18 protein-coding genes are annotated in these 17,754 nt (G+C 69.6%); 5 read left to right on the plus strand and 13 right to left on the minus strand.

Translation table 11 applies throughout. The features are described 5' to 3' along the window. Positions 1-103 precede the first annotated feature (103 nt). The 5 genes from AC3RCE_RS22120 to AC3RCE_RS22140 all read right to left on the minus strand — a co-directional run bounded on the left by AC3RCE_RS22120 (position 104) and on the right by AC3RCE_RS22140 (position 3,597). Positions 104-757, minus strand: coding sequence for a 2-hydroxychromene-2-carboxylate isomerase (locus tag AC3RCE_RS22120; protein WP_492253976.1), 654 nt, complete (start codon positions 755-757; stop codon positions 104-106). Continuing rightward, entirely contained in the window at positions 754-1,029 is a 276-nt protein-coding gene (locus AC3RCE_RS22125) for a DUF1289 domain-containing protein (RefSeq protein ID WP_492253977.1), read from the minus strand. Before AC3RCE_RS22125 ends, AC3RCE_RS22120 begins: the two co-directional genes overlap by 4 nt. Further along, positions 1,026-1,553 carry a YbaK/EbsC family protein gene (locus AC3RCE_RS22130; RefSeq protein ID WP_218296265.1) on the minus strand — a complete coding sequence of 176 codons (528 nt, stop codon included), beginning with the start codon at positions 1,551-1,553 and terminating at the stop codon, positions 1,026-1,028. Before AC3RCE_RS22130 ends, AC3RCE_RS22125 begins: the two co-directional genes overlap by 4 nt. Positions 1,554-1,579: 26 nt before the next feature. Beyond that, complete coding sequence (locus tag AC3RCE_RS22135; RefSeq protein ID WP_218296266.1) at positions 1,580-2,488, minus strand: hydroxymethylglutaryl-CoA lyase; 909 nt, start codon at positions 2,486-2,488, stop codon at positions 1,580-1,582. A gap of 197 nt (positions 2,489-2,685) precedes the next feature. Then, positions 2,686-3,597 (minus strand): LysR family transcriptional regulator, encoded by a 912-nt coding sequence (locus tag AC3RCE_RS22140; protein WP_218296267.1) that lies wholly within the window; start codon positions 3,595-3,597, stop codon positions 2,686-2,688. A gap of 88 nt (positions 3,598-3,685) precedes the next feature. Here AC3RCE_RS22140 and AC3RCE_RS22145 point away from each other — a divergent pair, with 88 nt between their 5' ends. From AC3RCE_RS22145 to AC3RCE_RS22155, 3 genes are all read left to right on the plus strand, one after another. Further along, the gene (locus tag AC3RCE_RS22145) at positions 3,686-4,666 is read left to right on the plus strand and encodes a 3-hydroxyacyl-CoA dehydrogenase family protein (protein ID WP_492253978.1); all 981 of its coding nucleotides are present in this window, start codon (positions 3,686-3,688) and stop codon (positions 4,664-4,666) included. Beyond that, a complete protein-coding gene (locus AC3RCE_RS22150) occupies positions 4,663-5,499 on the plus strand; it encodes a beta-keto acid cleavage family enzyme (RefSeq protein ID WP_492253979.1) in 837 nt (278 codons plus the stop codon). Before AC3RCE_RS22145 ends, AC3RCE_RS22150 begins: the two co-directional genes overlap by 4 nt. Positions 5,500-5,587: 88 nt before the next feature. Continuing rightward, positions 5,588-6,640: a Bug family tripartite tricarboxylate transporter substrate binding protein gene (locus tag AC3RCE_RS22155; protein ID WP_492253980.1), complete on the plus strand. Its 1,053-nt coding sequence runs from the start codon at positions 5,588-5,590 to the stop codon at positions 6,638-6,640. Between the two features lie 19 nt (positions 6,641-6,659). On the opposite strand, the gene AC3RCE_RS22160 is transcribed toward AC3RCE_RS22155, so the two are convergent. The 8 genes from AC3RCE_RS22160 to AC3RCE_RS22195 form a co-directional block, all read right to left on the minus strand. After that, positions 6,660-7,127 (minus strand): DUF3592 domain-containing protein, encoded by a 468-nt coding sequence (locus tag AC3RCE_RS22160; protein ID WP_218296271.1) that lies wholly within the window; start codon positions 7,125-7,127, stop codon positions 6,660-6,662. Between the two features lie 41 nt (positions 7,128-7,168). Continuing rightward, positions 7,169-8,089 carry a 2-hydroxyacid dehydrogenase gene (locus tag AC3RCE_RS22165; protein WP_492253981.1) on the minus strand — a complete coding sequence of 307 codons (921 nt, stop codon included), beginning with the start codon at positions 8,087-8,089 and terminating at the stop codon, positions 7,169-7,171. 63 nt (positions 8,090-8,152) lie between these two features. Continuing rightward, positions 8,153-10,180, minus strand: coding sequence for an acetyl/propionyl/methylcrotonyl-CoA carboxylase subunit alpha (locus AC3RCE_RS22170; protein WP_369643472.1), 2,028 nt, complete (start codon positions 10,178-10,180; stop codon positions 8,153-8,155). Positions 10,181-10,182: 2 nt separating this feature from the next. After that, positions 10,183-10,902: a DUF4126 domain-containing protein gene (locus AC3RCE_RS22175; RefSeq protein ID WP_492253982.1), complete on the minus strand. Its 720-nt coding sequence runs from the start codon at positions 10,900-10,902 to the stop codon at positions 10,183-10,185. Positions 10,903-11,058: 156 nt separating this feature from the next. Next, complete coding sequence (locus AC3RCE_RS22180; protein ID WP_492253983.1) at positions 11,059-11,838, minus strand: enoyl-CoA hydratase/isomerase family protein; 780 nt, start codon at positions 11,836-11,838, stop codon at positions 11,059-11,061. After that, the gene (locus tag AC3RCE_RS22185; RefSeq protein ID WP_218339893.1) at positions 11,835-12,344 is read right to left on the minus strand and encodes a DinB family protein; all 510 of its coding nucleotides are present in this window, start codon (positions 12,342-12,344) and stop codon (positions 11,835-11,837) included. Before AC3RCE_RS22185 ends, AC3RCE_RS22180 begins: the two co-directional genes overlap by 4 nt. 17 nt (positions 12,345-12,361) lie before the next feature. Further along, the gene (locus AC3RCE_RS22190) at positions 12,362-13,969 is read right to left on the minus strand and encodes a carboxyl transferase domain-containing protein (protein WP_492253984.1); all 1,608 of its coding nucleotides are present in this window, start codon (positions 13,967-13,969) and stop codon (positions 12,362-12,364) included. 22 nt (positions 13,970-13,991) lie between these two features. Beyond that, a complete protein-coding gene (locus AC3RCE_RS22195) occupies positions 13,992-15,728 on the minus strand; it encodes an AMP-binding protein (RefSeq protein WP_492253985.1) in 1,737 nt (578 codons plus the stop codon). Positions 15,729-15,938: 210 nt separating this feature from the next. Between AC3RCE_RS22195 and AC3RCE_RS22200 the strand changes: the two genes are divergently transcribed. Next, on the plus strand, positions 15,939-16,949 hold the full coding sequence (locus AC3RCE_RS22200; protein ID WP_492255423.1) for an AraC family transcriptional regulator: 1,011 nt from the start codon (positions 15,939-15,941) through the stop codon (positions 16,947-16,949). Between the two features lie 116 nt (positions 16,950-17,065). Beyond that, complete coding sequence (locus AC3RCE_RS22205) at positions 17,066-17,746, plus strand: glutathione S-transferase family protein (protein ID WP_492253986.1); 681 nt, start codon at positions 17,066-17,068, stop codon at positions 17,744-17,746. The last annotated feature ends 8 nt before the right edge of the window (positions 17,747-17,754 follow it).

Consider the following 17,754-nt stretch of genomic DNA (forward strand, 5'->3'; position numbering starts at 1 on the left):
ACCACGCTCTGACGCGAAACCAACACGAGCTTTCACCAAACTGACCGCTCTCTGACAACTTAGGGTGAAACCCGCAGCGCCCCTTTCAGCATCCGGAAATCGCTCACACCTTGCCGGGTAAACCCGATGGGAGCTGGCTGACAGCATCCCAGCCCGGACCGTCGAACCACGCGTCGCCGTCGAGGTACGCGCGCAGCATCGGCAGGCCGTCGAGGCCCCAGAACAGCTTGCCGTCCACCTCGAACGCCGGCACGCCAAAAACGCCCGCCGCCTGCGCGGCTTCGGTGTTGGCGCGCAGCAGGGCCTTGGGGCCATCGCTGGTCGCATCCTCGCCGGGACGCAGCTGGTCCGCGAGTTGCGTGGCCAGATCGGCCAGGCGCGCCGGGTCGAGCGCATCGTGCCCGCCCTGCCACACATGGCGCAGCACCGTGCCGGCCACGAAGCGGTTGATGTGGCCGTCGTCGCTGCAGGCCAGCGCCGTGCGCAGCAGGGGCAGCGGGTTGAACGGATGGCGCGCGGGCATCTGCAGCGGCGTGCCCTGCGCGTGGCCCAGCCAGGTCACATGGCGGTAGGTCCAGTCGCGCTTGGGGGCGATGCCCGCCGGCCCGGGGTTGGCATGCTGCTGCAGCAGCGCACCCAGCAGCACGGGCTGGTAGGCCACGCTGTAGCTCAGCCCCTGCAGCGCCTCGGGCAGGCGCTCGAACGCCAGCCAGGCGTAGGGGGACACGAAGTCCAGGTAAAAGGTGATGCGCTTCACGGCGATGTCTCCTGTGCCTTCTGCGGGGCGGCCGGGATGCCAGCGCGGCCCAGCAGCTGCGCCCAGATGCCCCGGCGCAAACTGGCGTCGGCACGCGACCAGATGCGGATCTCGTCGAGCGTGCGAAAGCAGCCTTCGCAATGGCTGCGGTCGGGCGACATGCGGCACACCGAGATGCACGGCGAGGGCACGGGCTCCATGCTCCGGGCATCAAGATGGCCGCCAGCGCCCAACTGGCGGGCGCGATCAGCTAGCAAATCAATAGCATTCATGCGGCGGGCTGCACGCTGGTGTCCACGGGCGCCTGCACCACGTCGACCACGGGCGCCCCGGTCAGGCGCTGCAGGTCGCCCGGATGCAGCGCAAACACGCTGTGCGGGTGCCCGGCCGCGGCCCACACCACGTCAAAGCGCAGCAGGTCCTGGTCGATCAGCGTGACGGGCGGCGTGGCATGCGCCACGGGCGACACGCCGCCGATGGAAAAACCGGTGCGCGACTTCACGAACTCGGCGTCCGCCCGGCCGATCTTGCCGCCCACGTGGGCCTCGACCTTTTTCTCGTCCACGCGCCGGTCGCCCGACGTGACCACGAGCACGGCCACGTCGTCGCTCTTGCGCCGGAAGATGATGCTCTTGGCCACCTGCCCCACGAGGATGCCCAGCGCATCGGCCGCCTGCTGCGCGGTGCGCGCGGCGTCGTCGAGCATCTGCGGCATGTGGGGATGGCCCTGCGATTGCAGCGCCGCGGCCACGCGCTGCACGCCGTCCGGCAAATTCTTCAGTTCAGCTCCGCACACGGTAGTTTTCTCCTGCGCCGGGGGCGCTATCCCGCGCGTTTGGTTAGCAGTGCATTCGCTGCGCGGGAATTGGGTTTACGGTTCAGGAAGCCACTGATGTAGGCCCCCGCATCGATGAGCTTATCAAGATCGATGCCGGTCTCGATGCCCATGCCGTGCAGCATGTAGACCACGTCTTCCGTCGCCACGTTGCCCGTGGCGCCCTTGGCGTATGGGCAGCCGCCCAGGCCCGCCACGGAGGACTGGTAGTTCCACACCCCCAGCTCCAGCGCGGCCAGCGTGTTGGACAACGCCTGACCGTAGGTGTCGTGGAAGTGGCCCGACACATCGTCGATGCCGAAATGCTTCAGCGTCGCTTCCAGCGCGCGCTGCACCTTGCGCGGCGTGCCCACGCCGATGGTGTCGGCCACGTCCACGCGCTGCACGCCGATGCCCTGGAGCAGGCCGGCAAGGTACTCCACGCGCCCGGGGGCGATCTCGCCCTCGTACGGGCAGCCCACGGTGCAGCTCATCGCGCCGCGCACGCCGATGCCGGCCGCCAGCGCCGCCTCGACCACGGGCGCGAAGCGCTCGATGCTCTCGGCGATGGAGCAGTTGATGTTCTTCTGGCTGAAGGCCTCGCTGGCCGAGCCGAAGACCACGATCTCGTCGGGCCGGTCCGCCACCGCGGCTTCATAGCCCTTGAGGTTGGGCGTGAGCACCGAGTAGCGCACGCCGGCCACGCGGTTCACGCCCTGCATCACCTCGTGGTTGTCGGCCATCTGCGGCACCCACTTGGGGCTCACGTAGCTCGTGACTTCGATCTCTTTGAGGCCCGCGTCCTGCAGGCGGTGCACCAGGGCGATCTTGACGTCGGCGGGCACGGGCGATTTTTCGTTCTGCAGCCCGTCGCGCGGACCGACATCGATGAGTTTGACGCGGGAAGGAATGCTCATGGCGGCTACCTGAAAGAAAGGGAAACGGGAAACAGGCCGGACCCTGGCGGCGGCAGCGCCCGGGCGGCGCCGCTGCAGCCCGGGCACCACGGCCGGGAACAGGCCTTCTATTGTCCGGGCTTCGCGGGGACGGCACCACCCCATATCCTGCCAGACCCTTCCCCGCTCCTGCCATTGCGGCGCCGGCGTCCGGGGCCTCAGCGTGCAGCCCCCTCCTCCATCTCCTGGCGCAGCAGCGCCACCATCTGCACCGCCGCCAGCGACAGGCGCCGCCCGCGCAGCGTGACCAGGCCGATGGGCCGGCGCAGCGAGGGCAGCTTGAGCGGGCGGGCCACCACCTCGGGCCGGCGCACGACCTGCGCGGCCAGCTCGGGCAGCGCGCTCACGCCCAGCTGCGCCGCCACCATGGCCGCGATGGTGGCCAGGTGCTCCACCTCGTAGCGCGGCGCAAAGCGGATGCGGTGCGTGAGCAGCGCCTCGTCGGCGTACTGGCGCACGCTGGTGCCGGCGGGCATGGAGATGTGCGGCAGGTCCGCCACGTCGGCCCAGCCCAGGGCTCCGCGGCCGCGCGCCAGCGGGTGGGCGCGGGCCAGCAGCAGCACGAAGCGGTCGGACGACAGCGGGGTGTAGTCGAGGTCGGCATACGCGGGGTTGGCGGCAGTGAGCGCGAAGTCCACGCGCCCTGCGCGCACCATGTCGAACGCCGGGCCCGCCAGGCTGTCGAACAGCTCCAGGTGCACGCCCGGGTGCCCCGCCGCAAAGCGCGCGAACGCACGGGGCACCACGCCCGCCGCCAGCGACGGCAGCGCCGCCAGCGCCAGCCGCCCCACCTGCACCTGGGCCACGGCCTGCACGCGGCGCACGGTCTCATCCATCTGGTGGCGCAGAAAGCGGGCCTGCTCGGCAAACACCTCGCCCGCCTGCGTGAGCTGCACCGTGCGCGTGGTGCGGTCGAACAGGCGCGCGCCCAGCATCTCTTCAAGCCGCGCGAGCGTGCCCGACACCGCCGACTGCGACAGGTGCATCTGCAGCGCGGTGCGCCGAAAGCTCAGCGTGTCGGCCAGCGCCAGGAACACATCGACCTCGCGGGCCGACCAATTGATCTTCATGGCCGATCAGTCTATCGAAAAATACGTCTGGACCGCGCAATGCCGCCTGCCTAGACTGCACCGCAAGACAACACAAGGAGACAGCAGCATGGACATCAGTTCGCCGCGCAATGCACGCACGGTGGTCGTGGGCGGGGGCACCATGGGCGCCGACGTGGCCGTGGTCCTGGCCCGCGGCGGCGCCCGGGTCACGGTGGTGGACCCGCACACCGCACGCCGCGATCTGCTCTTGCCGCACATTGCCGCAGAACTCGACGCCGCCGGCCTGGCCACGAGCGCGGGCCCGGTGGAGGTGTGCGCCAGCCTGCAGGACGTGGCCTGGGACGGCGTGGTGCTGGTGGTCGAATGCATCACCGAGCAGCTGGCCGCCAAGCAGCAGCTGTTTGCCGAGCTGGAAGCCATCGCCCCGGCCAGCGCGGTGCTGGCCAGCAACAGCTCGGGTTTTCCGATCAGCGCCATCGCACAGGGCCTGCCCACCGCGCAGCGCATGCTGGGCCTGCACTTCTTCATGCCGGCGCACCTGGTGCCGCTGGTGGAGGTGGTGCTGGGCGAGCGCAGCGACCCCACGCTGGGCCAGTGGCTGCACGGCTTCATGCGCCGCTGCGGCAGCGTGCCGGTGCTGGTGAAGAAGGACAAGCCGGGTTTTCTGGCCAACCGCATGCAGCATGCGCTGTCGCGCGAGGCGTTTGCGCTCATCGACGAAGGCATCGCGTCTCCGGAAGACGTGGACGCCGCCGTGCGCTTTGGCTTTGGCTTTCGCTTCCTGGCGGCGGGGCCGGTGCTGCAGCGCGACCACGCGGGCATCGAGGTGCACTGCGCGGCCGCGGCCACCATGTATCCCACGCTTTCCAACACCGACGTGCCCGCCCAGGCGCTGCGCGACCGCGTGGCCAGCGGCGAGCTGGGCATGAAGACCGGCAAGGGCTTCTTCGACTGGCCCGAGGACCGCAAACGCGCCGAGCGCACCCGCTACGACACGCTGCTGCGCCAGGGCCTGGCCCTGCTGGCCAGCGAGCTGCCCACCATCGAGCCCGCCAGCACACACACCACGCCGGGAGCCACGCCATGAACGCCACCGGCCACTGGCCCGACCCGCTGATCATCACCGTGGCGCCCAACGGCGCGTACAAGCTGCCGAGCGACCACCCCGCCGTGCCGACCACGCCGGCCACGCTGGCCGCCACCGCCAAGGCCTGCCTGGAAGCCGGCTCGGCCATGATCCACATGCACATCCGCGACGCCCAGGGCCGCCACAGCCTGGACGTGGAGGGCTACCGCGAAGCCCGGCGCGTGGTGCAGCACGCGGTGGGCGATGCGATGGTGGTGCAGGTCACGAGCGAAGCCGCAGGCGTGTACCGTGCCCCGGCGCAGATCGCGATGGTCGAGGCGCTGCAGCCCGAGGCCGTGTCCATCGGCCTGCGCGAGATCGACCAGCCCGAGATCGGCGAGGCCGGCCTGCAGCGCTTCTTCACCGGCTTGGCAGAGCGGCGCTGCATGGTGCAGGTCATCCTGTACGACGTGGCCGACCTGCGCCGCTGGCAGGCGCTGCGCGCCAGCGGCGTAGTGCCCGATGCGCCGTGGTTCCTGCTGTTCGTGCTGGGCCGCTACAGCGCGGGCCAGACCTCGAGCCCGCGCGACCTGCTGCCCTTCCTGGCCGCCCACGACGGGCCCGAACCCTGGGCCGTGTGCGCGTTCGGCGCGGCCGAGAACACCTGCATCACCGCCGCCGCGGTCTTCGGCGGGCATGCCCGCGTGGGGTTCGAGAACAACCTGCTGCGCAAGGACGGCAGCACTGCACCCGACAACGCGGCGCTGGTGCGCCAGGCGGTCGAGGCCGCGGCTGCGCTGGGGCGGCCGCTGGCCACGGCGCAGGACATCCGCCAGCGGTTCGGCGCGGGCTGAGCCTCGGCCCGCCTCTGCCCATTCTCATTACGCCATCAAACCCATCAGCCCGCGCCAGACGGGCCTTCATCCATCCGCAGGAGACACCATGCAACAACACCCCACCGCCCACGCCCCCGTACCACAGGCCCGCCAGGCCACGCGACGCACGGCCATCCGCCTGGCGCTTGCCCTGCCCGCCACCTGGGCCCTGGCCCTGGGCATGGCAGGCCACGCCGTGGCCCAGACGGCCCCGGCCGCCTTCCCCACCAAGACCATTCGCTTCGTGGTGCCCTACCCGCCCGGAGGCCCCACCGACCTGATGGCGCGCATGCTGCAGCCCGAGCTGCAAAGCCGCCTGGGCGTGACCGTGGTGGTGGACAACAAGGGCGGCGCGGGCGGCAACTCCGGCAGCGCCGAGGTGGCCAAGCAGGCGCCCGCCGACGGCCACACCCTGCTGCTGGCCGCCAGCGGCCCGATGGCGGTGAACCCGTCGCTGTACGCCAGCATGCCGTTCAACCCACTGACCGACCTGGTGCCCGTGGTGCAGCTGTCGGCCTTTCCGCTGGTGCTGGAAGTGCACCCCTCGCTGGGCGTGAAGACCTTGCCGGAACTCATCGCCATGGCCAAGGCGGGCAAGCCGGTGCTGAGCTTTGCATCGGCCGGCAACGGCACGCCGCAGCACCTGGCGGGTGAGCTGTTCAACACCACCGCCCACGTGAAGATGGGCCACATTCCGTACCGCGGCGCGGGCCCCGCGCTCAACGACTTGCTGGGCGGCCAGGTGAACGTGATGTTCGACATCGTGGGCAGCTCGCTGCCGCACCTCCAGTCGGGCAAGCTCATCCCGCTGGCGGTCACGTCGGCCGAGCGCGCCAAGGTGCTGCCCAACGTTCCCACCATGGCCGAAGCGGGCGTGCCGGGCTACCAGATCACCGGCTGGCACGGCATCGCCGTGCGCGCGGGCACGCCGCAGGCCACCGTGGACAAGCTCAACGCCACGGTGAATGCGATCTTCAAGGAACCCGCCTTCCGCGCCAAGTGGGAGGCCATCGGCACGCCGGTGGTGGCGGGCACGGCGGCAGACTTCGGCGCGCTGATCAAGGCCGACGCGCAGCGCCTGGGCAAGCTGGTGCGCGATGCGGGCGTGACGATGGATTGACGGGCTGCCAGCCAGGGGCTCAGGGCGGTGGGGCCGCGGCCCTCGGGCGCAGGCGCAGCAACAGCCAGCCCGCCGCCATGCCCACGGCACCGAACAGCAGCATCACGACGCCGATGAAGCTCCTGATCGTGGTGGAGCTGCTGATTTCGGCCTGCGCGGGGTCCTTGGCGGGATAGCGCACCGTGACCGCCTCGCCGACCTTGTGCACGGCCTGAAGCTGGCGCGCCACCGAGTCCGTGAAACGCAGGGTTCGCCCGTCGCCCGCCACGAATTCCACGATGCTCTTCCGGGCGAGCGCCTTGCGGTGGGAGGGGCCGACAAAGGTCTCCTCATGCGCCACCACGCGGCCCTGGGCGGTGAGCGTGCCGCCCAGCAGGCTCATGCCCGAGGCCAGCAGCCACGCCGCGCCCAGCGCGGTCAGGGCACCGGGCACCAGCAGGAACCAGCCCAGGAAGCCAAGCAAGCCGCGAAAGGTTGACGTGTTCATGCCCCCATTTTCAACGCTGGAGACACCGCCGGCCAGCGGCCTCAGTACCCACGCCCGGGGTTCACCACGCCCGCGACCGCCTCGCCCCGCTGCAGCGCGGCCATCTTGCGCGCGATCTGGGCAATGCTCTCCTCGCGCAGCGTGCGCGCCGAGGTGTGGGGGGTGACGGTGATGCGCGGGTGGTTCCAGAACGCGTGGCCCGCGGGCAGCGGTTCGGTGCGGAACACATCGAGCGTGGCGCCGGCCACGTGGCCGCTGCCGATGGCCGCCAGCAGGTCTTCGTCCACGAGGTGCGCGCCGCGCGCCACGTTGATGACGTAGGCGCCCGGCAGCAGGCGGCCCAGCGTTTCCTTGTTGATGACATTGGCCGTGTCGGGCGTGAGCGGCAGCAGGTTGACCAGCACGCGGCTGGCCGCCAGGAAGTCGTGGAACTGCTCCGCGCCACTGAAGGCGCGCACCCCTTCGATGGCCTTGGGGCTGCGGCTCCAGCCGTTGACCGGGAACTCGAACTGCGCCAGCGCCTTGGCCACGCGCTCGCCCAGCACGCCCAGGCCCATCACGCCAATGGGGTAGTCGCCACGCAGGCGCGGCTTGCGGTAGCCCCAGCGCCCGGCCGCCATGTCGGCCTCGTAGCCGTCGAACTCGCGAAAGTGGCGGATGACCGCATGGCACACGTACTCGGCCATCTGCACGGCCATGCCCGCATCGTCGAGCCGCACCACCAGCGCACCGGGCGGCAGGCGCAGCTTGAGCAGCGCATCCACGCCCGCCCCGATATTGAACAGCGCCTTGAGGCCTGGCTGCTCGTCCATGAACTGCTGGGGCGGCGCCCAGACCACGGCGTAGTCGGCCTGCGGCGCGCCGGGCTGCCACACGGAAATATCAGCGCCGGGCAATGCGGCGGAAAGCCCCTGGAGCCAGGGGTCGGCCTTGGTGTCGGTACAGCAGAAGGTGATTTTCATGGCGCCCAAGCGTAACGGCATTGCCCCCCGCGCGCTGTCGCATGCGGGGTGCCCTGCGGCCGCCTACGCCTTTTCGGCCACCACCAGCTTGAGCAGCTCCGCGCCTTCGGTCACCTGGTCGCCCGGGGCGTACAGCAGCTCCTGCACCACGCCGTCGGCGGGCGCGGCAATGGTGTGCTCCATCTTCATGGCTTCCATCACCGCCAGCGGCTGGCCCTTGGTGACGGCATCGCCCGCCTTGACGGCAAAAGACACCACCTTGCCGGGCATGGGGGCCGTGAGGCGCCCGCCTTCGGCCGCTGCCTCGCCCGCATGGGCCAGCAGGTCGATGGCGGTGATCTGCGTCGCGCCGCGCGGGGTGAACACATGGTCCACCTCGCCCTGGGCGTACACCGCAGCGCGGGTGCGCTGGCCTGCGAACTGCAGTTCGATGGCGCCGCCTTGTTCCGCGAATTCCAGCGGCCCTGCCACGGCCGCATCGCCCTCGCCAACCGCCAGGTGCAGCGCGCCGTCACGTTCATAGGTAAGCCAGGCCTTGGCGTGCTCGCCGCCAAACTCGAACTCGAAGCGGCGGCGCGTGAGCGCGTGCGAATGAAAACCGTCGCGGCGGCTGAAGGGGTCCACGCCTTCGGTGGCGCGTTCATGCAGCACCGTCTGCGCCACGGCGGCTGCGGCGGCCAGGGGCAGGCCCACCGGCTCCTGGTGGAACAGCACCGCCTGCTCGCGCGGGATCAGCGCGGTGTCGAGCTGCGCGTTCGCAAATGCACCGGTGCGCGCCACGCGGCGCAGGAACTGCACGTTGGTCGCCAGGCCCACGATGTGCGTTTGCGCCAGGGCCTCGTCCAGCCGCGCCAGTGCCTGCTCGCGCGTGTCGCCGTGCACGATTAGCTTGGCCACCATGGAGTCGTAGAACGGGCTGATCGCATCGCCCTGGCGCACGCCGGAGTCCACGCGCACCGCGCCCCGCTCGAAGGTCACGCAGTCGGGCAGCGCATACACGTTGAGCGCGCCGGTGGCGGGCAGGAAGTTGTTGTCGGGGTTCTCGGCGCAGATGCGCGCTTCGATCGCATGGCCGGTGATGCGCAGCGCGTCCTGTGTCAAAGGCAGCGGCTCGCCAGACGCCACGCGCAGTTGCCACTCCACCAGATCGAGCCCCGTGATGGCCTCGGTCACCGGGTGCTCCACCTGCAGGCGGGTGTTCATTTCCATGAAGTAGAACTTCATCTGGTCGGGCCGCTCGTAGCCACCGGGCTGCTCCACGATGAACTCCACCGTGCCCGCGCCCACGTAGTTCACCGCCTTGGCGGCGGCCACGGCGGCTTCGCCCATCTGTGCGCGCAGTTCCGGCGTCATGCCGGGGGCGGGGGCCTCTTCCAGCACCTTCTGGTGGCGGCGCTGCACGGAGCAGTCGCGCTCGAACAGGTAGACGCAGTTGCCGTGCGTGTCGCCAAACACCTGGATCTCGATGTGGCGCGGGCGCTGCACGTATTTTTCTACCAGCACCGCATCGTCGCCAAAGCTGTTGATGGCCTCGCGCTTGCACGATTCGAGCGCGGCGGCGAAGTCCCCGCTCTTGTCCACCGCGCGCATGCCCTTGCCGCCGCCACCCGCGCTGGCCTTGATGAGCACGGGGTAGCCGATGCGGTCGGCCTCGCGCTGCAGCAGCGCCGGGTCCTGGTCACTGCCGTGGTAGCCGGGCACCAGGGGCACGCCGGCCTTTTCCATGAGCTGCTTGGACTCGGCCTTCAGGCCCATGTCCTTGATGGCCGAGGGGGGCGGGCCGATGAAGACCAGGCCTGCGGCCGCGCAGGCGTGGGCGAAGTCCTCGTTCTCGGACAGGAAGCCGTAGCCCGGGTGGATGGCCTGTGCGCCCGTGGCCTGGGCGGCCTCGATGATGCGCTCCCAGCGCAGGTAGCTGTCCTTGGGCGCGCTGCCGCCGATGTGCACGGCCTCGTCGCACACGGCCACGTGTTTGGCCTTGGCGTCGGCATCGGAGTACACCGCAACGGTCTTCACGCCCAGGCGCTTGGCCGTAGCGGCGACCCGGCAAGCGATCTCACCACGATTGGCAATCAGAATCTTTTTGAACATTTTTAAGCCACCTTGGCAGAACCAGAAAAGAAAGAAGACAAGCGCCGCACCACGGCGCGCAGAAACTTGAACAGCACCACCAGGAGCAACACCGACACGGCCACCATCAGCACCAGTGCGATGCCGAAGGCCACCGGGTGCTGCGTGGCCAGCCACACCACGGCCACCACCAGGCCGTCTTCGAAAAACGACAGCAGCCAGTTGGAAAACGGCTCGGGCGAGGTGTTGGCCGCTGCGCGCGTGGTCATCTTGGTGGCCATCGACGTGGCGGCCAGCGACCCGCCCAGCAAACCGGCCACCACGCCCATGGTGGCGTTGTCGGCACCGAACACGCCCGCGGCCAGCAGGGCGCCGCCGGGCACGCGGATGACGGTGTGCACGGCATCCCAGGCGCTGTCGATCCACGGGACCTTGTCCGCAAAGAACTCGACCAGCATCAGGCCACCCGCCACCAGCAGCACCAGTGGGTTCTGCAGCACGTGCAGACCTGGGGGCAAGGGCATCCAGCCCATGGCACCCATGACGCCGACGATGAAGACCACTGCGTACAGACGGAATCCGCTGGCCCAGCCCAGCGCGGCGGCCAGCGCCAGCAGGCTGGGCATGTCCAGCTGCGCCGTGGCACGCGCCGCGCCCGCGGCCACTTCGCGCGCGGTGCCGGCGTCAACATGCAGCCCCAGGGTGTGGAGCCACTGCACGATGTTGAGCCAAAGGGTGTCCATATCAGTCCTCCACTGCGCTCTGCACTGCCTCGTGCCTCAGAGACCGCCACGGCGCCATGCCAGAGATGCCGAGCAAGGGCCGCCCCGCAGCGATGGCATCGTCCCCCTGCCGCGAAGCGAGAGAGGGGGAAGGCGCGAAGCGACTCAGGGGGTGTTTCATAGCCAGTTCGGCTTGCGCTTGTTCAGGAAGGAATGCACGCCCTCCTTGCCCTCGTCGCTGGCGCGGATGTCGGCAATGCCCTGCACGGTGGCGGCGATCAGGCCCGCGTTGATCTCCCGCTCGGCCACATCCATCACCAGCTTCTTGCATACGCGCACGGCGTTGGGACTGGCACTGGTCAGGGCTTTCAGCAGTTCGTCCACCTTGGCGTCGAGCTGGTCGGCCGCCACGACCTCGTGCACGAAGCCGATGCGCAGCGCCTCGGCCGCGCCGAAGCGCTCGGCCGTCAGGAAATAGCGGTGCGCGGCGCGCGCCCCCATGACACGGATCACATAGGGGCTGATGGTGGCGGGGATGAGGCCCAGCTTCACCTCGCTGAGGCAAAAGCCCGCCGTGTCCACCGCCACCGCCATGTCGCACGCGGCCACCAGGCCCATGCCGCCCGCGTACACATCGCCCTGCACGCGGGCGATGGTGGGCTTCTCGCATGCGTAGATCACGCGCAGCATCTCGGCCAGCTTGCCGGCGTCGGCGATATTTTCGTCGCGCGTGTAGTCGGCCATGCGGCGCATCCAGTTCAGGTTGGCGCCCGCGCAGAACGCGGGCCCTTCTGCGGCCAGCACCACGGCGCGCACATCGGCACGCCCGCCCACCTCCATGAAGGCGGCGGTGATCTCGGCGATGACTTCGTCGCTGAAGGCGTTGCGGATCTCGGGCTGCGTGAGCGTGATGCGCGCCACGGCGCCGGTGTGGGTGATGGACAGGTTCTGGCTCATGGCTTGGGCGGGTTTTGCAGGAAGTAGACAAGGTCCAGCTCGGGGCTGGACTGGCCCAGGGCGGTCAATGCGGCGGTGATCTGGCCCCGGTGGTGCGTGCCGTGGTTGAACACATGCGCCAGCGTGGCCGCGAACGGCAGCGATGCCGCCGTGCCGCGCATGGTGGTGTAGTCCAGCGTACCGTCCCAGCGGCCTGGGGCGAACGAAGCGATCAGCGGTGCCCAGCGGGCCGCGCCCTCGCGCAGGCGGGCATCCAGCCGCGCGCGGTCGCTTTCCAGTTCGGCGTCCAGCGCCATCTTGGGCGAGGTGCCTTCGGCAAACCGCACGAACCACAGATGGTGTTCGCCCACCAGCAGGTGGTTGAGCGTGCCGTGGATGCTCTTGAAGAACAGGCCCACATCGCGCCGGTAGGCCTCTTCAGGCAGCGCCCGCACGGCATCGAGCAGGCGCGCCGTGGCCCACACGTTGTAGCGTGCGAGCTGTGTGAAGTGGGCGACGGCGTCCATGGCGGCTCCCGGCACGGTCACATGCGGAACAGGCCGAACCTGGTGTCTTCGATGGCCGCATTGCGCGTGGCCGCCAGGCCCAGCGCCAGCACGCGGCGGGTGTCGGCCGGGTCGATCACGCCATCGTCCCACAGGCGGGCAGTGGCGTAGTAGGGGTGGCCCTGGTCTTCGTACTGGCGGCGGATGGGTGCCTTGAAGGCTTCTTCTTCCTCCATGCTCCACTGGCCGCCCTTGCCCTCGATGCCATCGCGCTTGACGGTGGCGAGCACGCCGGCCGCCTGCTCGCCGCCCATCACGCTGATGCGCGCGTTGGGCCACATCCACAGGAAGCGGGGCGAGTACGCGCGGCCGCACATGCCGTAGTTGCCGGCGCCAAAGCTGCCGCCGATGATGATGGTGAACTTGGGCACGCTGGCCGTGGCCACGGCCGTGACCATCTTGGCGCCGTTGCGCGCTATGCCTTCGTTCTCGTACTTGCGCCCGACCATGAAGCCGGTGATGTTCTGCAGGAACACCAGCGGGATCTTGCGCTGGCAGCACAGCTCGATGAAGTGCGCGCCCTTCAGGGCCGACTCGCTGAACAGGATGCCGTTGTTGGCGATGATGCCGACCATCATGCCCTCGATGCGCGCGAAGCCCGTGACCAGCGTGGTGCCGTAGCGGGCCTTGAACTCGTCGAACTCGCTGCCATCGACGATGCGGGCAATGATCTCGCGCACGTCGAAGGGCTTGCGTGTGTCGACGGGGATCACGCCGTAGAGCTCTTCAGCTACAAATTTAGGAGCTATTGGCGCTTGATCGGCGGTCGCTGGAGCCTTGTTTTTGTTCAGATTTCGCACCGCATTGCGCGCCAGCTGCAGCGCATGCAGGTCGTTTTGCGCCAGGTGGTCGGCCACCCCTGACAGGCGCGTGTGCACGTCGCCACCGCCCAGGTCCTCGGCGGTGACGACCTCGCCCGTGGCGGCTTTGACCAGCGGCGGGCCGCCCAGGAAGATGGTGCCCTGGTTCTTGACGATGATGGATTCGTCGCTCATGGCCGGCACGTAGGCGCCCCCGGCCGTGCAGCTGCCCATGACCACGGCGATCTGCGAGATGCCCATCGCGCTCATGTTGGCCTGGTTGAAGAAGATGCGGCCGAAGTGGTCGCGGTCCGGAAAGACCTCGTCCTGGTTGGGCAGGTTGGCGCCGCCGGAGTCCACCAGGTAGATGCAGGTGAGGTGGTTCTGCTGCGCCACTTCCTGCGCGCGCAGGTGCTTCTTGACGGTGAGCGGGTAGTAGGTGCCGCCCTTCACCGTGGCGTCGTTGCACACGATCATGCAGTCCACGCCGCTCACGCGGCCGATGCCGGCAATCAGCCCCGAGCTGGGCGCATCGTTGTTGTACATGTTGAGCGCGGCCAGCGGGGCCAACTCCAGGAACGGCGTGCCCGGGTCCAGCAGCATCTGCACGCGCTCGCGCGGCAGCAGCTTGCCGCGCGCGGTGTGCTTGGCGCGGGCGGCCTCGCCGCCGCCCTGGGCGACCTTGTCGAGCTGGGCGCGCAGGTCGTCCACCAGCGTGCGCATGGCGGCGGCATTGGCCAGGAAGTCCGCCGAGCGGGCGTTGAGTTGGGTGTCGAGAATGGTCATGCTGTGTTGCTTCTTGTGTGTTTCACGCGGTCTTGGCTTCGACCAGACCGAGCTGATCCTTCATCTCATCGCGGATCTTGAACTTCTGGATCTTGCCCGTCACCGTCATCGGGAAGCTGGTGACGAAGCGGATGTAGCGCGGCACCTTGTAGTGCGCGATCTGGCCTTTGCAGAAGGCACGAATGTCGTCTTCGGTGGGCTTCGTGCCCGGCTTGGCGATGATCCAGGCGCAGAGCTCCTCGCCATACTTGGCATCGGGCACGCCCACCACCTGCACGTCCTGCACCTGCGGGTGGCGGTACAGGAACTCTTCGATCTCGCGCGGGTAGATGTTCTCGCCGCCACGGATCACCATGTCCTTGATGCGGCCGACGATGTTCACATAGCCCTCGGCGTCCATGGTGGCGAGGTCGCCGGTGTGCATCCAGCCGCCTTCGTCGATGGCTTCGCGGGTCTTGGCATCGTCGCCCCAGTAGCCGTGCATCACCGAATAGCCCTTGGTGCAGAACTCGCCGCGCTGGCCGATGGGCACCACGGCGCCGGTGTCGGGGTCCACGATCTTGACCTCCAGGTGCGGCTGCACCTGGCCCACGGTGGAGACGCGCTTGTCGAGCGGCGTGTCGGTGCTGCTCTGGCAGCTGACCGGGCTGGTCTCGGTCATGCCGTAGGCGATGGTGATTTCGCGCAGGTTCATCTGCTCCACCACGCGCTTCATCACCTCGGTGGGGCAGGGAGAGCCCGCCATGATGCCGGTGCGCAGGGTGGACAGGTCGAACTCGGCGAACCGCGGGTGGTCCAGCTCGGCGATGAACATCGTGGGGACGCCGTGCAGGCCGGTGCAGCGCTCGTCCTGCACCGTCTGCAGCACGGTGAGCGGGTCGAACCCGTCGTTGGGGTACACGATGGTGGCGCCGTGTGTCAGGCACGCCAGGTTGCCCAGCACCATGCCGAAGCAGTGGTACAGCGGCACGGGGATGCACAGGCGGTCCTCGGGCGTGAGCTTCATGCATTCGCCGATGAAGAAGCCGTTGTTCAGGATGTTGCGGTGCGTGAGCGTGGCGCCCTTCGGGAAGCCCGTGGTGCCGCTGGTGAACTGGATGTTGATGGGGTCGGTGGCCTTGAGCGTGGCGGCCACCTGGGCCAGGCGCGGGTCGGCCGCATCGCCGCGCGCGATCAGGTCCGAAAAGCGCAGCAGCCCGGGCTCGTCGGCGCCCTGGCCCGCCTCGTCGATCCACACCACCGTGTGCAGGTGGGGCAGCTTCACCGCGCCCAGCTGGCCCGGCTGCTGGTGCTGCCACTGGGGCGCCAGCTCGCGCAGCATGCCCAGGTAGTCGCTGGTCTTGAAGCGCGCCATGGTCACCAGCAGCTTGCAGCCCACCTTGTTCAGGGCGTATTCGACTTCCGACGTGCGGTAGGCCGGGTTGATGTTGACCAGCACCAGGCCCGCCTGCGCGGTGGCCAGCTGCATCAGCACCCATTCGGCGTTGTTGTGCGACCAGATGCCCACGCGGTCGCCGGGCACCAGGCCCTGGCCGAGCAGCGCGCTGGCCAGGCGCTGCGCCTGGACCTGCAGTTCGGCGTAGGTGTAGCGGCGCCCCTGGTGCACGCTGACCAGCGCCTCGCGCCCCGGCTGGCGGGCCACCATGCCGGCAAAGAAATCGCCGATGGTCTGCTCGATCAGCGGGACGCCGCTGGCGCCACGGGCGTGGCTGCCGGTGAGAGGGGCTGCGGCGGCAAAGGCGGCAGGGGTCGTCGTCATGTTGTGTCTCCTTGCATGGCTCTTCCTCCCGCGTGCGGCGGCGGGGGCGGCGATCCGTAAGCATAGAAGCCCTGGTCCGGCCCTGGTTGCCACAAAGGTTGCAAATCGTGCCACGCATCGGGCACACTGCCTTGTGTGAAACCCGTTGCCCCCACCCCCGAGCCGGCCTGGCAGGCCCTGGCCCCCACCAGCGCACCCGCCGTGACGCCCATGGCCTTCGTGCGGGCGATCGCGCTGGCCTACGAACGCCGGGGCATGGGCCCCGAACGCGCCCTGGCGCAGGCACAGATCGCGCCGGAGCTGCTGCACGATCCCCATGCCCGCATCACCGCCTGGCAGATGGAGCAGATCTCCGATGCCGCCATGCAGGAGCTGGACGACGAGGCCCTGGGCTGGTTCAGCCGGCGCCTGCCCTGGGGCAGCTACGGCATGCTGGCGCGCGCGTCCATCAGCTCGCCCAACCTGCAGGTGGCGCTGGCACGCTGGTGCCGCCACCACGGGCTGCTCGCGGACGATATCGCGCTGCACCTCACGGTCCAGGGCGGCACCGCCACCCTGGGCATCGCCGAAGCACGCGACCTGGGCGCGTTGCGCGAGTTCTGCCTGGTCTCGGTGCTGCGCAATGCACACGGGCTGGCCTGCTGGCTGGTGGATTCGCGCATACCGCTGATCGCCGCCGAGTTCGCGTTCGCCGCGCCGCCGCATGCGGACGCGTACGCGGTGCTCTTCCGCGGCCCGGTGGCCTTTGGCGCCCCGCGGACGGCCATCCACTTCGATGCGCGCTACCTCAGCCTGCCCCTGCGGCGCGACGAGCAGGCCCTGCGCCAGATGCTGCAGCACGCCCTGCCCCTGACGGTGCTGCAGTACCGGCGCGACCGGCTGCTGGTGCAGCGCGTGCGCCAGCTGCTGGGCGCCCCCGTGGCCGGGCAACTGGCACATGCGCTGCCCCAGCACGGCGCCGAATCGCTCGCGGGCCTGCTGCATGTGTCGCCGCGCACGCTGCACCGCCAGCTCAAGGAAGAAGGCGCCACGCTGCAGGGCCTGAAGGACGAGGTGCGCCAAAGCCGCGCCGTGGACCTGCTGCACCGCACGGACCGCCCCATCAAGCAGGTGGCCGAGGCGGCGGGCTTCGTCAACGAGAAGAGCTTCATCCGCGCGTTCCGCGGCTGGACGGGGGACTCGCCGGCGGAGTTCCGGCGCAAGGCGCGCAACGCCGCATGAAGCGGTGCGGCGCTGCGTGACGAGCGTCGCCAGGACGGCACCGGCCAGCGCACTTTCGCCACCCGCCACTACACTGGCGGGCCCGGTCTCCACACCGCCATGCCCCCACCGCACCCATGATCCATCTGTACCACTGCGTCAGCGCCCGCTCCTTCCGCCCGTTGTGGATGCTGGAAGAGCTGCGGCTGCCGTACGTGCTGCACATGCTGCCGTTTCCGCCGCGCGCGCACGCCCGCTGGTTCCTGGAAGAGAACCCGCTGGGCACCGTGCCACTGCTGGTGCAGGGCAAGGCGCCACACCAGGTGCGCATGACCGAATCGGCCGCCATCTGCCAGTACCTGGCCGCCGCGCACCCGGACGCCGGGCTGGACGTGCGCCCCCCCGACCCGGCCTTTGGCGCCTACCTGAACTGGCTGCACCTGGGCGAGGCCACGCTCACCTTTCCGCAGACACTGGTGCTGCGCTACGGGCGATTCGAGCCCGCGGACCGCAAGCAGCCCCAGGTGGTGGAGGACTACAGCCGCTGGTTCCTGGCGCGCCTGCGCGCGGTGGAGGCCGCCGTGGCACGCAGCGACTACCTGTGCGCGGGCCGCTTCACGGCGGCCGATGTGTCGGTGGGCTATGCGCTGCTGCTGGCCCAGCACCTGGACCTGGAGCCGCAGTTCGGCGAGGCCACGCGCGCCTACTGGCAGCGGCTGCAGCAGCGCCCCGGCTACCAGAGGGCCCTGGCCGCGCAGATCGAAGCGGCCGAGGACCAGGACGTGCCCACCATCCCCGCGCCCGACACGCGGCCCTGAGCCAGGGA

The sequence above is a fragment of the Acidovorax sp. GW823-FHT05D11 genome, assembly GCF_058795695.1.

What these genes read in the sequence shown, in the direction of transcription:
- AC3RCE_RS22155 (WP_492253980.1), top strand. Translation starts at nt 5,588, where the DNA reads ATGCAACAACACCCCACCGCCCACGCCCCCGTACCACAGGCCCGCCAG.
- AC3RCE_RS22140 (WP_218296267.1), bottom strand. Translation starts at nt 3,597, where the DNA reads ATGAAGATCAATTGGTCGGCCCGCGAGGTCGATGTGTTCCTGGCGCTG.
- AC3RCE_RS22145 (WP_492253978.1), top strand. Translation starts at nt 3,686, where the DNA reads ATGGACATCAGTTCGCCGCGCAATGCACGCACGGTGGTCGTGGGCGGG.
- AC3RCE_RS22200 (WP_492255423.1), top strand. Translation starts at nt 15,939, where the DNA reads ATGGCCTTCGTGCGGGCGATCGCGCTGGCCTACGAACGCCGGGGCATG.
- AC3RCE_RS22175 (WP_492253982.1), bottom strand. Translation starts at nt 10,902, where the DNA reads ATGGACACCCTTTGGCTCAACATCGTGCAGTGGCTCCACACCCTGGGG.
- AC3RCE_RS22160 (WP_218296271.1), bottom strand. Translation starts at nt 7,127, where the DNA reads ATGAACACGTCAACCTTTCGCGGCTTGCTTGGCTTCCTGGGCTGGTTC.
- AC3RCE_RS22205 (WP_492253986.1), top strand. Translation starts at nt 17,066, where the DNA reads ATGATCCATCTGTACCACTGCGTCAGCGCCCGCTCCTTCCGCCCGTTG.
- AC3RCE_RS22190 (WP_492253984.1), bottom strand. Translation starts at nt 13,969, where the DNA reads ATGACCATTCTCGACACCCAACTCAACGCCCGCTCGGCGGACTTCCTG.
- AC3RCE_RS22125 (WP_492253977.1), bottom strand. Translation starts at nt 1,029, where the DNA reads ATGAATGCTATTGATTTGCTAGCTGATCGCGCCCGCCAGTTGGGCGCT.
- AC3RCE_RS22185 (WP_218339893.1), bottom strand. Translation starts at nt 12,344, where the DNA reads ATGGACGCCGTCGCCCACTTCACACAGCTCGCACGCTACAACGTGTGG.
- AC3RCE_RS22195 (WP_492253985.1), bottom strand. Translation starts at nt 15,728, where the DNA reads ATGACGACGACCCCTGCCGCCTTTGCCGCCGCAGCCCCTCTCACCGGC.
- AC3RCE_RS22135 (WP_218296266.1), bottom strand. Translation starts at nt 2,488, where the DNA reads ATGAGCATTCCTTCCCGCGTCAAACTCATCGATGTCGGTCCGCGCGAC.
- AC3RCE_RS22165 (WP_492253981.1), bottom strand. Translation starts at nt 8,089, where the DNA reads ATGAAAATCACCTTCTGCTGTACCGACACCAAGGCCGACCCCTGGCTC.
- AC3RCE_RS22170 (WP_369643472.1), bottom strand. Translation starts at nt 10,180, where the DNA reads ATGTTCAAAAAGATTCTGATTGCCAATCGTGGTGAGATCGCTTGCCGG.
- AC3RCE_RS22150 (WP_492253979.1), top strand. Translation starts at nt 4,663, where the DNA reads ATGAACGCCACCGGCCACTGGCCCGACCCGCTGATCATCACCGTGGCG.
- AC3RCE_RS22180 (WP_492253983.1), bottom strand. Translation starts at nt 11,838, where the DNA reads ATGAGCCAGAACCTGTCCATCACCCACACCGGCGCCGTGGCGCGCATC.